Source organism: Vibrio sp. G-C-1 (assembly GCF_021728015.1).
Taxonomy (GTDB): Bacteria; Pseudomonadota; Gammaproteobacteria; order Enterobacterales; family Vibrionaceae; genus Vibrio; species Vibrio splendidus.
Genome location: NZ_JAKKCR010000001.1, coordinates 453,941 through 467,583, shown reverse-complemented (window position 1 = coordinate 467,583; position 13,643 = coordinate 453,941). Strand labels below are relative to the sequence as shown.

At 43.8% G+C, this 13,643-nt stretch carries 14 protein-coding genes; 6 read left to right on the top strand and 8 right to left on the bottom strand.

The window, feature by feature from the left end; translation table 11 throughout:
* Positions 1–28: 28 nt before the first annotated feature.
* From cobC to L3V36_RS02095, 5 genes are read right to left on the bottom strand one after another with little or no spacing between them, the layout of a single operon-like run.
* A complete protein-coding gene (gene cobC, locus L3V36_RS02115) occupies positions 29–646 on the bottom strand; it encodes an alpha-ribazole phosphatase family protein (protein WP_208774187.1) in 618 nt (205 codons plus the stop codon).
* A 9-nt stretch (positions 647–655) separates the two neighbouring features.
* Positions 656–1,258, bottom strand: a complete 603-nt coding sequence (gene cobU / locus L3V36_RS02110) for a bifunctional adenosylcobinamide kinase/adenosylcobinamide-phosphate guanylyltransferase (protein WP_108189209.1) — start codon at positions 1,256–1,258, stop codon at positions 656–658.
* A gap of 9 nt (positions 1,259–1,267) precedes the next feature.
* Entirely contained in the window at positions 1,268–2,074 is an 807-nt protein-coding gene (locus L3V36_RS02105; RefSeq protein WP_208774185.1) for an adenosylcobinamide-GDP ribazoletransferase, read from the bottom strand.
* Entirely contained in the window at positions 2,074–3,120 is a 1,047-nt protein-coding gene (gene cobT, locus L3V36_RS02100; protein ID WP_208774184.1) for a nicotinate-nucleotide--dimethylbenzimidazole phosphoribosyltransferase, read from the bottom strand. Before cobT ends, L3V36_RS02105 begins: the two co-directional genes overlap by 1 nt.
* A 58-nt stretch (positions 3,121–3,178) precedes the next feature.
* On the bottom strand, positions 3,179–3,790 hold the full coding sequence (locus L3V36_RS02095; protein ID WP_208774182.1) for a flavin reductase family protein: 612 nt from the start codon (positions 3,788–3,790) through the stop codon (positions 3,179–3,181).
* 736 nt (positions 3,791–4,526) lie between these two features.
* Between L3V36_RS02095 and L3V36_RS02090 the strand changes: the two genes are divergently transcribed.
* Together L3V36_RS02090 and L3V36_RS02085 are read left to right on the top strand one after the other, a co-directional pair.
* Positions 4,527–5,222 (top strand): NAD-dependent epimerase/dehydratase family protein, encoded by a 696-nt coding sequence (locus tag L3V36_RS02090; protein ID WP_065605323.1) that lies wholly within the window; start codon positions 4,527–4,529, stop codon positions 5,220–5,222.
* Positions 5,223–5,406: 184 nt separating this feature from the next.
* Positions 5,407–6,780, top strand: coding sequence for an L-cystine transporter (locus L3V36_RS02085; protein WP_208774180.1), 1,374 nt, complete (start codon positions 5,407–5,409; stop codon positions 6,778–6,780).
* 114 nt (positions 6,781–6,894) lie between these two features.
* Here the strand turns inward: L3V36_RS02085 and L3V36_RS02080 are convergent, their stop codons facing one another.
* Complete coding sequence (locus L3V36_RS02080) at positions 6,895–7,287, bottom strand: heme-binding protein (protein WP_108100025.1); 393 nt, start codon at positions 7,285–7,287, stop codon at positions 6,895–6,897.
* Between the two features lie 9 nt (positions 7,288–7,296).
* A complete protein-coding gene (locus L3V36_RS02075; protein WP_208774178.1) occupies positions 7,297–8,307 on the bottom strand; it encodes an aldo/keto reductase in 1,011 nt (336 codons plus the stop codon).
* Positions 8,308–8,439: 132 nt separating this feature from the next.
* Between L3V36_RS02075 and L3V36_RS02070 the strand changes: the two genes are divergently transcribed.
* The 4 genes from L3V36_RS02070 to L3V36_RS02055 all read left to right on the top strand — a co-directional run bounded on the left by L3V36_RS02070 (position 8,440) and on the right by L3V36_RS02055 (position 12,877).
* Entirely contained in the window at positions 8,440–9,324 is an 885-nt protein-coding gene (locus L3V36_RS02070; protein WP_054541223.1) for a LysR family transcriptional regulator, read from the top strand.
* Positions 9,325–9,724: 400 nt separating this feature from the next.
* Complete coding sequence (locus L3V36_RS02065; protein ID WP_208774177.1) at positions 9,725–10,486, top strand: YdcF family protein; 762 nt, start codon at positions 9,725–9,727, stop codon at positions 10,484–10,486.
* Between the two features lie 478 nt (positions 10,487–10,964).
* Complete coding sequence (locus L3V36_RS02060) at positions 10,965–12,437, top strand: aerolysin family beta-barrel pore-forming toxin (protein ID WP_208774175.1); 1,473 nt, start codon at positions 10,965–10,967, stop codon at positions 12,435–12,437.
* Between the two features lie 218 nt (positions 12,438–12,655).
* Positions 12,656–12,877 (top strand): hypothetical protein, encoded by a 222-nt coding sequence (locus L3V36_RS02055; protein ID WP_208774173.1) that lies wholly within the window; start codon positions 12,656–12,658, stop codon positions 12,875–12,877.
* A 128-nt stretch (positions 12,878–13,005) separates the two neighbouring features.
* Here L3V36_RS02055 and L3V36_RS02050 read toward each other — a convergent pair whose 3' ends face one another.
* Positions 13,006–13,527 carry a DUF2058 domain-containing protein gene (locus L3V36_RS02050; RefSeq protein WP_004734880.1) on the bottom strand — a complete coding sequence of 174 codons (522 nt, stop codon included), beginning with the start codon at positions 13,525–13,527 and terminating at the stop codon, positions 13,006–13,008.
* Between the last annotated feature and the right edge of the window lie 116 nt (positions 13,528–13,643).

Sequence of the window (13,643 nt, the reverse complement as noted above, 5' to 3'; positions counted from 1 at the left end):
TAATTCTTAAACTGTGTTTTTTGAAAACTCAGAGAACAGGTAGCCCTATCGATTTAACGCTGATAAAGCTCTGCGCAAACTGAGTGATTTGAATATGCGTTATCGACGCGTTTTCTATCGATAGCTTCGAGTACAAACTCGGATTTTTCCAATCAATATCAAGGCAGTGTGCTAACAATATGCGAATCACACCACCATGGGTAACCAACAATATATTGTCACTTGGATCATTCAAAAGTTGTGACCAAGCTTGAGTTACTCTGCCGTGGAAGCTCTGTAAACTTTCTGCGCCAGTTAATTGATGATTAACAGGGTCTTGCCAAAAGGTTTCTAGCATTCCCCACTTGTCTTCAAGTGCATCAAATGGGACACCGTCAACTTCACCGAAGTTCATTTCCTGAAAGTCTGGTGCAACTGATAAAGGCACTGACATACGCTCTGCAAACAAGCTCGCAAGATCACCACATCGTCTGAGTGGCGAGGAAACCACACTATCAAAGATAATGTCTTGTTTAGCGAGAGCTCCACAGATCTGATATTGAAGATCAGGGTTGACCAACACGTCTGACAATCCGTTAAGTGCTGCTTCGCCTTCGACCTTGCCATGTCTTAATAAATAGATGTTTTTAGTTGTTCCATTAACCATGTGTGCGACCTAGCCTTGAGTATCAAGCAAGTGATTAGATGGTTTTAAGCTCAGTGGTAATCCTGCTGCAACCAGCGTAACGCGTTCAACGACCCGAGCTAACGCTTGGTTCATGCGTCCCGCATTGTCTACAAACAAGCGTGACACTTTACCCAGCGGCACCACACCTAAGCCAACTTCGTTAGACACCATAATAATTTGTGCCGGGCTTTGCTCGACGCTTTTGACCAATACTTCAACCACGGTTTCAACCTGTTCATTGGTTGCCTCATCTCCCAGTTCAAAGATGATGTTATTCAACCACAAGGTTAGGCAGTCAATCAGCACCACATCTTCTTTCTCAAAAGACTGCAGTTTTTCGGCCAATTCGACGGGGGCTTCATGCTCAATCCACTGCTCGCCACGACGTTGTTGATGGTGCGCGATTCTTTCTCGCATTTCGTCATCAAGATATGTCGCTGTCGCAATATAATTGAGGCGTCCATTTGAACATGCTTCAAGCGCACATAATGCTTGTTGCTCTGCAAAACTCGACTTGCCAGAACGAGCCCCGCCCAATACCAGATGGCTGTTTCGCTGTCTTGCTTGATTAGTTTGATTGGTGTTCGTCATAGGGAACCGTTATAGAAAGCCATTGTAAAATGCAGTGATAAATACAAGGTAAGTCAGCAACTCCATTAACTGTTGAGCCGCCCCCAAACAGTCGCCAGTAAAGCCGCCAATTCGAGCCATTAACCACTTTTTGAAACCTGTTCTGAACAGATAGGCGACGACAGATAAAACCAAAGCGAATTCAAGACCAAACCACAGGCTAGGCAGCACGCCTACAGTCAGCAAAAAGACAAGTTCGCCTTTGGTTTGTTTGTTGGCCAAAGGCTTACTTTTACTGGTATCTAAATCGCTGACATAAGGCATGTCGTAAATCAGCGATGCAGCAATCGCGCGACTAAAGGTATAGCTGGTCACGATAACCATGAACAAGGCTGTCATGTTGACCAGCTCATTCAACAACACCCACTTGCCAAGCAAAGCCATAACCAGTGCAGACGCGCCATAAGTACCAATTCGACTGTCTTTCATGATGGTCAAACGGCGTTCTAAGGTCATGCCGCCGCCAATGCCATCCGCCATATCGGTTAAGCCGTCTTCATGAAAAGCACCAGTGAGCATCAAGCTAAAACTCATCATCAAAAAGATCGCCACCGCACTCGGCAATATGGTATCAAGTAGCAAGAACACACCGCCACACAGAACACCAAGTAACAAACCAACCGTTGAAAAGTAGCGACCAGAACGATTCATTCGCTCTGATGAATAGGGCGTGTTCTTCGGCATTGGTAAGCGAGAAAAGAAGCCCATCGCCAGCGCAAACAGTTCCCACTGATAAGTGACTCGACCTTTCAACGATCTTTCTGATGCATCACTCATTAAACCGTGACTCCAGCACTTTCGAAGCTCGCCATGTTGTTATAGAACTCGGCTGCCGCACGAATAATGGGCATAGCTAGCGCAGCACCCGTGCCCTCGCCCAATCTCAATCCAAGATCGAGCAGTGGCTCAGCGTCTAGCAGTTCTAATAGAATTTTGTGCCCTGACTCTTCAGAGCGATGAGCAAAGATCATGTAATCACGGCAACTCGGTTCAATTAAAGTCGCGACATACGCCGCAACCGACACGATAAAGCCATCGACCAATACCGGTGTTCTGTTTTGGTATGCGCCCAGGAAACCACCGACCATTTGAACGATTTCATAGCCGCCGACTTGTGCTAGTACCTCTTTAATATCTTTAACTTCTTTAAGATCCAAGCCTTTGCAGCGAGCGACACCTTGCTCAACCACAGCCACTTTACGTTCAAGCTGTTCATTGTTGATACCAGTGCCTAGGCCAACACACTCCGCTGCAGCACGATTCGCTAATGCACTTAAAATCGCTGATGCGCTGCTGGTATTACCGATGCCCATTTCACCAAACATGATGATATTGGTGCCATTCGAAATGGTTCTAGATACAAGCTCGGTACCCAATTCAATTCCACGTTCAACCGTTTCTAAACTCATTGCCGCTTCATTGGCAAAGTTATTGGTTCGCGTACCCAAGCGCTGAGAGATCAACATGTCACTGTCAGATTCCACAGGCAACAATATCCCCGTGTCGACTACCGTGATATCGATATTATTCACCGTACAGAAGCAATTGATCGCCGCGCCACCGCTTAAGAAGTTCAACACCATCTGCTGTGTCACGGCACTTGGAGCAATACTCACGCCTTCATCTGCTATGCCATGGTCGCCAGCAAAAATGATGATACTTGGCTTATTCAATTCGATGTGTTCAACCGCAGCTTCTTTGCCTTGGCTCTGAATCAATGCCAATTGATGAGCGACTTTTTCTAGTAAGCCAAGCGCACCGAGCGGCTTGGTTTTTTGGTCAATTCGGTGTTGGATGTACTGCGAGTATTGGGTATCTAACATAGTTTTTAAAAACGCTTATTCTGGGTACGTTAATTTAGGGACTGCTACTTAGGGATTGTTACTTAGGGCGTGCGACAGAAAACACATTGGAAAGCGTCGCGTATTCACCGCCACCAAGGCGAGACAAAGGGTCCAATGCCAACGCATCAACCTTAAGACGTTCACTCTCTTTATCGATCACATCTTCGGAAATGTACACGGTTTCGACTTGAGCAAAGATGAGGCTTTGTGGCACATCTCCAACTTCTTTTACTTCGTACAAAGTGCAGCCAAAAGCGACCGCGCACTCTTTTACTCTCGGTAAAGAAAAGCCCTCAAATTCAACCAGTTCAATATTATTCACGGTGACTTCAGAATCACCATGATCGAGAGTGGCAGCTGTCGCCGTCATTGTTTCGGCAGAACTTGAAGAAGCAATGTGAATCACTAGCTTACCCGTTTCTAGGGCATTACGAGTGGTATCTTTGATTTCGCCGGACGGCTTCTTTCCGACCGATAACATCAGTAGCGGCGGATTACTAGAAACAGGCGTGAAATAAGAGAAAGGCGCTAGGTTGTACTCTTGGTCAGAAGATTCCGTCAATGCCCACGCAATAGGGCGAGGGACAACGGTTTGTGTCATCAGGTGATAAATCTGAGTGGGAGCAAGAGTATCAAGCTTGAGGTTCATAGCACGTCCTTGGTCTATGTGAATTACGACTCAGTTTACGTGTTAAGCAATGCTGTATCTATGCCTAATCAACAGAAACCGTAGAGAGTGTTCTTAATTTAAACAGATCACACTGGTTTTTTCTCAAATTGACAATCAAATTGACGAACCCTAAAACACCTACAATACTGATAATAGATTTATCAATAACTTACATTTTGGCATCGTTTATGCTTTATCTAAAGTACTTGTTAATCTCTCCATTGATAAGTACCCATACAGTGAATGCCCACAACACTGACGCTACACAAAGAAAGACAATCGATTGAAAGACAAAACAGAGCAACGATTTAGGAGGTGTAATGATTCCAAACTCAAGTAAAAGAAAACCAAATAAATCAAGTAAGAAAACCAGCAAAAAGGTAAGGAAAATCCCACTATCCTTCACCTAGAAAGCAGCAAAGTAAGTAACAAAGCCCGTCGCCCAGCGGGCTTTGTTATGTTTAACATCTTAGTTATGTTTGACGTCGTACTTATGTTTCAGACCGCATTTATATTTCACACCACAATTATGTTTCATACTGGACTTATGCTTCAGACCATGCTTATGCGTCAAGCCAAACTAAACCATCTCTTTTTCCATAAACAGGCGACTCCCCACACACTACTGACCACTCGTTTAACAAACTTTTATTCGCTTAAAATTCAAACACTGTTTATATTAAACAAGCACTTGTGGAGTGAATAAGGGATTAAAATGAGCATTTCTGGAGACAAAACATCGGTTGTTGTGGCTGGTGCAACAGGGCTAATTGGTCATCATGTGATGAGGCAGCTCATTGATGAGCCCGCTGTCGACAATATCTATGCGTTATCCCGAAGATCACTCAATGCACAGTTTGACTCCAATAAACTCCACACACTCATTCACAATGACCTGCAAGTCACGAGTTGGGATGATACGAATGCGACGCCTAAACTTGGCGTTATCTGCTTAGGTACGACTAAGAAAAAGGCAGGATCAAAAGAAGCACTTCGCAAAGTCGATGTTGAATTGGTTAGCCAGGTTGCACAATCGATGAAGTTTCTTGGGGTACAACGCGTTGCCGTCGTTTCGAGCTATGGCGCTTCACCAGATTCTTATTCACACTACCTTCGTTGCAAAGGGCAAATGGAGCAAAACTTAAAACGTATTGGCTTCAAGCAACTTTTCATCGCACGTCCGGGGCCGCTGGTTGGTGAACGTGATGAACCAAGAGCCGATGAAAAACTCCTGCAAAGCATCTTTCCTTTAGTCTCTCCCTTTATGTTTGGTCAGTTCAAAAACCTACGCCCTATTCAAGCGGAAGACGTCGCGAAGGCAATGTTGTTCCGATTATTCGAAAATAATTTCAAAAATACCGAAATTTACTCGTCAAGTGACATGCTCAATTTATTGGCAAAATATCGCTAAAAAGCTCACCTATTCATCACAATGTTGAATATCCACCCATACCATTGAGTGGATATTACTAATCGTTCTAATAAATTACTTTTCCTTATTTTACGTTTTGTAACAGAACGTTATTTTAGCAGCAGTACTGACACCTATACATCTAGGTGCCTAATTGATCTAGAGTTATTCATAAGGAAAACAAATGTCATTTTCAGCTATCGCTGCCTTAGCGGTATTCACTGGTATCCTCTTTTTTCTCTACGGACAGCAGAAAAAAGAAAACACACTTTCTCGCCTCGTTTTACTCGGTTTAGTTTTTGGTAGCGCATTCGGCCTAGGCTTACAGCTGCTATTTGGCGAAGGCAATCCAGCCATCAAAGAAACGTTGGATTGGGTAAATGTTGTTGGCAGTGGCTATGTTGGCCTACTAAAAATGGTGATCATGCCATTAGTCTTGGTTTCAATGATTGCAGCCGTGGTGAAGCTTGAGAAAGGCGGTTCACTGGGCAAGATTTCTGGTATCACTATTTCAGTATTACTGGCAACAACGGCGATCTCTGCGATTGTGGGTATTGCAGTGGCTCAAGCATTCGGCCTTTCGGCTGAAGGCTTAACCGAAGGTGCTCGTGAAACGGCTCGTATCGCAACACTAGAAAGCCGCATGGGAAGCGTGTCTGACCTAACTATTCCACAAATGCTGATTAGCTTCATTCCAACTAACCCGTTTGCTGATCTAACCGGTGCTCGCTCTACGTCTATCATCGCGGTGGTTATCTTCGGTGTGCTTACAGGCATTGCTGCTCGTAAAGTAATGGCTGAGAAAGAAGAGCTAGAATCACCGATCCGTACTTTCGTTGACGCTGCACAATCTATCGTTATGCGCTTAGTTAAGATGATCATGGCACTCACACCATACGGCATCGCTGCGTTAATGGCGAAAGTAGTCGCAACATCGAGTGCTTCAGACATCCTAAGCCTACTCGGTTTCATCGTTGCTTCTTACGTAGCAATCATCCTGATGTTTGTTGTTCACGGTGTGTTGGTCTCTTTTGTTGGTGTAAACCCGAAAGAGTACTTCCAAAAAATCTGGCCTGTTCTAACGTTCGCTTTCACTTCGCGTAGTTCTGCTGCAACGATTCCACTAAACGTTGAAGCTCAAATCACTAAGCTAAATGTGCCACCAGCGATTGCTAACCTGTCTGCAACTTTCGGTGCGACGATTGGTCAAAACGGTTGTGCGGGTATCTACCCTGCCATGCTAGCAGTCATGGTTGCACCTACGGTTGGCATCGACCCAATGGACATCAACTTCATTCTGTCTCTAATTGCTATCATTACAGTGAGCTCATTCGGTATTGCCGGCGTAGGTGGCGGTGCAACGTTCGCGGCACTTATCGTACTTCCTGCTATGGGGCTTCCAGTAACGATTGCAGCACTGCTTATCTCTATCGAGCCACTTATCGATATGGCACGTACAGCGCTTAACGTATCTGGTGCAATGACAGCCGGTACGATCACAAGCCGCCTAATGGGTAAGAAAGACAAGCAACAAGATCTGGAACAAGCGAACGCTTAATGGATTCGATTGATTCAATAACTTGAGTCTCGTTAAACAAAAAAGCCGATGCACATGCATCGGTTTTTTATTATCTGTTGTTTCTAGCTTCAGTTACTTCACGAGTAACAGCGCTTAGAGCACTCGTTGGATCACTTTTTCGGCGAGCGCTTCATCGTCATCTTCACTCAATCCGCTGATGCCAATTGCGCCAATCACCTGCCCCTTTATCTCAATGGGAACACCGCCTTTAAAGCCAGTGATCTTTGAGTCGGTCCAGTAACTTAAGTCTTTACCGGTTTCTCTCGCCCAAGCGCCTAAGTTACCGCTTGGCTGTCTGTCTCTTGCAGACGTATAAGCTTTGTTCTGTGCTAACAACCCGGCTTGTACGCTCACATTATCCATGCGAATAAACGCCAATAGCTCTCCGTGCGTATCACACACGCTCACCGCAATTGCTTGTTGATTATGCTCAGCAATATCGAGAGCGTTAGACACCAATTGTTGTGCGATCTTTTGATTCAACATGTTCATTCCTTATGGCAATGCTTGACCACGTGAGTACACGTATAAGTTGTACCACTCTTCACGAGACAGACTTATCTGAGTCGCTACTGATGAAGCTTTGATTCGCTCTAGGTTTGTGGTGCCAATAACAGGTTGGATACGAGCAGGGTGACGAAGCAAAAATGCCAACACAATCGCTTCACTTTCTACGCCATATTGATTTGCTAACTGAGCCACGTAGTGCGCCGTCTTCTTCACGTGTTCATGTTCTGAATACAAACCTTGCTCAGCAAATCGGCCTTGTGCCAAACAACCCCAAGCTTGCAGTTGGATGTTATTCATTTGGCAATGTTCAAGGGTGCCTGCGGCGAAGTCTGATTGATGGTGCCCTTGCGAGTTAATCATCACCCCATCGTTCAACCAATCCAGCTTGGCTAAGCTCATCTCAACTTGATTCGCGACAATGGGCTGCCCGAGCGCAGATTGTAGGTACTCAACTTGATGGCTGTTCATGTTCGACACACCAAAGAAATCGACCTTACCTTGCGCTTTTAAGTTCTCTAACACTCTTGCCAGCTCATCAAGTTCCATCAAAGGATCAGGACGATGTAATAGCAGTACATCGAGCTTTTCAGTATTCAATCGGTTGAGAATACCGTCTACCGATTGGCTTACCCAATCAGCCGAGAAATCATAACGACCAACATTGCCCCCGCCTTCAAAACGAATCCCACACTTAGATTGAATGAACATCTGTTCACGCAGATCAGGCGCTTGTTGTAATGCTTGACCAAAGGCTTGCTCAGCTTTGCTGAAGGTATAGATGTCCGCATGGTCGAATAAATTAATACCCGATTCTAATGCTGTATCGATTACGTTTCGTGTTTGAGCAACATCCGCACTATTCACTGGATTATCATTCCATCCACCACCTAAGCCCATGCAACCATAGGCAATTTGCCCAACATTCGGTAGATGGTTTGATAATGGGATACTCTTTTTATCACTCGTTTTGTTTGTAGATTCAGTGCTGTTCGTCATATCGATTCTCGCTTAGAAGATTTGCTGACCAGAAATATGCCTCTATCATATTGTTCTTTTTAAAAAACAGAATATGCTAGTTACGAAATGATTGTTTGATATGACGAACAATAGATTGGTAGGAATGCGCGAATGAACGAACACAAAAGAATAGAACGACTGATCCTGTTTGTAGAACTTGCTCAACAACTTAACTTTACCAAGGCAGCAGAAAAGCTCGGTATCTCTAAGAGCTACCTTTCTGAACAGATCAAACGTTTAGAAAACGACTTACAGTGCCCGCTTTTGGTCAGAACCACGCGCAGTGTTCGTTTAACTCAAGAAGGCGAACGCGCGTTACAACAAGGCTTAACGATTCGTTCGCAAGTCTTACAGCTTGAACGCAGCGTTTCAGAGCAACACGACATCGTTAAAGGCCTATTACGACTCACCGCGCCAAAGATGTTTACTGAGGTATATCTATTCGATATCTGCCAACAGTTTAGGCAGCAATATCCAGAAATCCGCTTTGAGATAAACAGCAGCTACACCAACTTTAATCTCAATCAAGATGATATCGATATCGCGTTTCGTGCCACCAACACGCCACCTGACAACATGGTGGCGAAACACTTGATTAGCTATCAGCATGATTTAGTCGCGACTCCTGGCTATCTTGATCAGTTTGGCCGCCCCAACAATGCCAACGACTTAAATGACCATCAATGCTTAGCAACGCTGCACCAAACCGAGTGGCCTTTAAAATCGGCAAATATTGATGTGTCCGGCTGGCTTTCAAGCAATGACAACCACTTACTTAAGCAACAAGCTATGGCAGGCGGTGGCATCATCCGTATCGCAAGTTATTACGTCGCGAAAGAGGTCGAGCTTGGAGAATTAGAGCGAGTGCTGCCTGATGAATGTCTGCAACAAGGCAACAGTATTTACCTTTTCTATCCGCAAGTTATTTATCCGGCAAAGAAACACCAAGTGTTCGTTAAATTTGTTCAGCATTACTTCGAAAACTTGAGAGCTTGATAACTTGAAAGCTTGAAAACTGGAGAGCTTGATAACTTGAAAGCTTGAAAACTGGAGAGCTCGATCATTTAAGAGCTTGAAGATTTGGTAGTTTAAGAATATGAGAGCAGATCTAACGAATTGAAAAAATGAGAAGCCGATGAACAGATAAATTAAATAACACGAAATAAGGTTTAAATAACCCTCTTGATTTATATACCTATATTTAGAATGGTATTATCGAACAATAATAAAGCGATTTTTTCGAATGCTCTCATCGATGATTGTTCTTGATAGAAGGAAATCGTGCATTTGTTCAATAATACAATGAGTTATCTATGAATGATTAACATAACTGATATATGATGCACCGCTTCAGTATGTCACATCATCTTGGCACCAGTTCGATAACAGGATCCTCATGAGCTTTATTATATTATTACTTCTTCTGCTATTCGTAGGCTTTACACGTTTACTTCAGTGGCGAAAAACCTCTCTGTTTTTATCTCTTGTTCTTATATCGTCATTTGTGTTGATTGGTTCAGGCTTAATTCCTCGTTATTTACTGAACGACCTACAAGCCGATTACGAAAGTAAGCCTGACATCCAATGGTCTGACAATAACGCTATTGTTCTTCTGGGTGCGGGAACGCAGTTAATTAAAAGCAAGCAAGAGTTCGAGCCAGCCTTTTTCTCTTTCGGCAGAATCAACGAAGCCGCAAGCCAATATAAAGATTGCGCCAAAACCCAAACCACATGCAAAGTGATCATCAGTGGTGGCGATGCACAAAATAACGGTGTAACTGAAGCAGAAGTTTATCAACAACAATTGCTGAGACTTGGCGTTCCAATAGGTGACATCATTCAAGAGCCGAATAGCGTCAACACTTGGAAGAATGCACAGCTCACTAGTGACCTAATGAAGCATCATAAATTCGACAACATTGTGTTGGTTTCATCTGGCCTACATATTCGTCGTAGCGAGCTCTATTTCAACCACTTCGGCTTGAATGTTATTCCAGTGAGAGCCGACTATATGGCGGCTCAAATTTCATGGTTGCCATTGTGGTACAACTTTGCGGTCACAGATTTTGCTTTGCATGAACAGATTGGCTTTGCTCGTTACAACATCTACAACTTTATGGGTTGGAACAGCAAACGCGAAAAACCAGGTGATGCTTAATCTCTTTCAATTAAGTTAACTAGAATCATACAAAATGCAGCAGCAATCGAACGGTTGTTGGCTGCATTTTTTGATCTTGCTTATCACAACATCCTTCCTTATTTGGCTTACTCAAATACTTCCCCATCCTTTAAGCAATAAACCTCTCTAATCCATCTTGCTGGCCTAAATGTTCCAAGCCAACATACCAAATAACGAGGCTTCAAAAACAGAAACGTTCAACAATTAATCACTCATAGATTGGATTGTTGAAACTAATTGAAGTCATCAAGATAAGCATTTATCAAACAACAAGTTGATCAGTACAACCTCCTGATATCTATAAGTATTTATTTTCAATTCATTTCAGTATTTTTGGCATTGTTTTATATGACAGAGTACACCCCGCTAGTAGCCCTCGGCTTTAAATAATATCAATAAAATCTAATAACTCGATTCTAATAAAAATAGCCAAATAATGGCATTTAGGAACTTATTAATGATTAACGTCAGTAGAACCATTCTATTTAGCACTGCCCTATCGGTAATCTCTTTTACAGCTCATGCGAAGATATACTCAGACCAAATCGTCTTAGATAAACTTGGAGAAGATATCTGTCGTTTCGACTATCGCGCTCTCAACAATTCAGAAGCTCAAGAACATAAAACAGCACTGATATCCCGCATGAATGTTTGGGACATTGTTGGCCTTCAGCATGATTGGGTGATCATGGGCTCCGGCTATCATGGCCTCATTAAACCAGGTCAACCAAGCGACAAAACCTGGTGCTACCCCAATACACCAGAAGCGGGCTTGCCATACTACGAAGCACAAGCTATTCAAGAGAACAGTAACCTTGAAGTGCAACGAGTTTTAGTCAATGACGACACGAACTTTATCAGGCCGCTAAGTTACTTGGCTCATAGCCTTGGCTACGCTTGGGTTAGCGGCAATAACGGGCGTTACGTCGGTCAAGATATGGCAATAGAGCAACTTAACCATGGTTGGGAGATCAAAGGGAATAACAATGGAAGCTGTACCGGTGAGCGTTGTAATGAGAAGACAAGCATCACTGTCGATAGCTTCTCTTACGTGCTCGATAACACTGCGTTTTGGCACGGCTCGGTAGAAGAAACTGACCAAGACCTGGTCAATACCCTTACAGCTTATGCTATTAACAAGACTGATCAGCCGAAACAAATCGTCGTTGACCTTCATTTTAAGCAATCAACACAATGGAGAAAAACACAGCGCTTCGACCTTGCTGATTCAGTCGTCATTGATGAGACCTTTCATTGGCCACAAGTTGGAAAAACAGATGTAAGAGTCGCGCTAGAAGAAGGCCAGAGCTTCTCTGATACCAACAGTGGCTCTCGCTTTGAGCCGACCGACCTACAAGCCATCATCACTGTACCAGCGAACTCAGTACTTCCCTTTCAGGTTGAGTTCTTGCGCTCTACCATTTCATACCCATACCGTATCAAAACCAACATGAGTTACGACGTGAGCTTCACAGGTTTTCTTCGTTATAGCGGCAATGCGCTGAGCTCGCATCCAACAAACCGCCCTACTGTCTCACACACCTTTACCATGGGAACCACCAGCGAAGATCAAGCCAATATCCGCTACCAATGGGACCATCGCTATATTCCTGGAGAGATGAAATGGTGGGACTGGAGTTGGGCAATCAACACCAATGGCTTGAGTAGCATGCAGTACGCCGCAGGAGCAAGTGTCCGTCCGTTCTATTCTCACGTGTCTGGTCAATTCAGTGCTGAATCTCAATATTCAGGGATGATAGATATCGGCGCTGAGCATTCTGTTGATTCATTTAATGCCATGACACTTTCAGGCGATTACACAACCTACTACGCGGGTGACATCGAAGTTCTGACTGACTTCGACCCTGCAACCCTAGCAGAACTGGGTTATAACAGCGCTCAGCTAACGCTTACCCCAATGCAGAAATAACCCCATAGAAAGTGTCATCTGTTATTCCAAGTCCATTGCGCCTGCTCTGGGCTTGATTCGCCTTATATTCTCTCGGTCGAACATCTGCATTGATGCCTAGGTATTCACTCTCTGAATCGTTTTTCACTGACTTAAAAGTGAAATCATAACGACACACTAATTTGCGTAACTTAGGGTGCAAATAGGCAATTAGATTACAGTGCCTATCAGGAGGATGTATGAAACCAAATCGATCTACGGGACTCACTGGACATATAAGACATTGCCCATGTTGTTCTACCGAACTGGTCATCAAAGACCACATTCACGTTTGCCCGCGTAATGAAATTGGCGATTGTTACTTCGATGGCTATGACCAACACGAACAGCGCGCTAATGCTGATTTTATCAATCATGCAAATGCTTCTGACAGCCTTGTTTACGGCATGTCAGAACACTAAACGTAATTAAAGATTTGTTGAAGTCATTTCGCGCCAAAAAAAATGCAGCGCCAATCGAGTGATTGTTCGCTGCATTCTTAGATCCTGTAAACTTAGCTAGCCATTAGAATGGAGCTAGGTAAAACGGATTACCACATTAGATCATCTGGGATCACGAAGTCTTTGTACGGGTCATCTTCGTCTACTTCATCAGAGCTTGAAGCTTGAGTATCAACGATAGATTCTTCGTCACGCATCGCGATCTTGTTCGCTACCGCAGTAGGGATAACAACATAGCTTTCGCCTTGACGCGCGATACTTAGAATGCCTTTACTTAGTTGCTTTTGAGTCAGATCTTCTACGTAAAGGTATTTAACTAGCGTACCGTCGGTGAAGTTGTATTTGATCTCACCATTCTTCTGTTCGATCTTGTTCATCTCAATCAGTTGCTTCACTTGAGCTTTAATTTCTTTGCTCAACTGCTGTTCTTTCAACTGTTGGTTTAACTCTTTGTCTTTCGCTTGCTGCGCCAGTTTAGTTTCTTCTGCTGCCGCTTTTGCTTCACGAGACTGAACGCGAGACTTTTTAGAGCCCTTCTTCGCCTTCTTTAATTTTTTCTCATTTACCAAGCCAGCTTTAAGCATTTGCTCTTGGAGTGTTAACTTTGCCATGACTTTCCCAGTTCAGGATTAAAAACGACACTATCATACCTGTTTTTGAGGAATCTGTTTACTGAACAATGGCAAAATTTATGCTGATAGAGCAAGGCGGTTAGCGTTTTCCCTTA

Bases quoted from the DNA above. Each gene is read 5' to 3' on its own strand.
- cobC (WP_208774187.1), bottom strand. From the start codon at position 646: ATGGTTAATGGAACAACTAAAAACATCTATTTATTAAGACATGGCAAG.
- cobU (WP_108189209.1), bottom strand. From the start codon at position 1,258: ATGACGAACACCAATCAAACTAATCAAGCAAGACAGCGAAACAGCCAT.
- L3V36_RS02105 (WP_208774185.1), bottom strand. From the start codon at position 2,074: ATGAGTGATGCATCAGAAAGATCGTTGAAAGGTCGAGTCACTTATCAG.
- cobT (WP_208774184.1), bottom strand. From the start codon at position 3,120: ATGTTAGATACCCAATACTCGCAGTACATCCAACACCGAATTGACCAA.
- L3V36_RS02095 (WP_208774182.1), bottom strand. From the start codon at position 3,790: ATGAACCTCAAGCTTGATACTCTTGCTCCCACTCAGATTTATCACCTG.
- L3V36_RS02090 (WP_065605323.1), top strand. From the start codon at position 4,527: ATGAGCATTTCTGGAGACAAAACATCGGTTGTTGTGGCTGGTGCAACA.
- L3V36_RS02085 (WP_208774180.1), top strand. From the start codon at position 5,407: ATGTCATTTTCAGCTATCGCTGCCTTAGCGGTATTCACTGGTATCCTC.
- L3V36_RS02080 (WP_108100025.1), bottom strand. From the start codon at position 7,287: ATGTTGAATCAAAAGATCGCACAACAATTGGTGTCTAACGCTCTCGAT.
- L3V36_RS02075 (WP_208774178.1), bottom strand. From the start codon at position 8,307: ATGACGAACAGCACTGAATCTACAAACAAAACGAGTGATAAAAAGAGT.
- L3V36_RS02070 (WP_054541223.1), top strand. From the start codon at position 8,440: ATGAACGAACACAAAAGAATAGAACGACTGATCCTGTTTGTAGAACTT.
- L3V36_RS02065 (WP_208774177.1), top strand. From the start codon at position 9,725: ATGAGCTTTATTATATTATTACTTCTTCTGCTATTCGTAGGCTTTACA.
- L3V36_RS02060 (WP_208774175.1), top strand. From the start codon at position 10,965: ATGATTAACGTCAGTAGAACCATTCTATTTAGCACTGCCCTATCGGTA.
- L3V36_RS02055 (WP_208774173.1), top strand. From the start codon at position 12,656: ATGAAACCAAATCGATCTACGGGACTCACTGGACATATAAGACATTGC.
- L3V36_RS02050 (WP_004734880.1), bottom strand. From the start codon at position 13,527: ATGGCAAAGTTAACACTCCAAGAGCAAATGCTTAAAGCTGGCTTGGTA.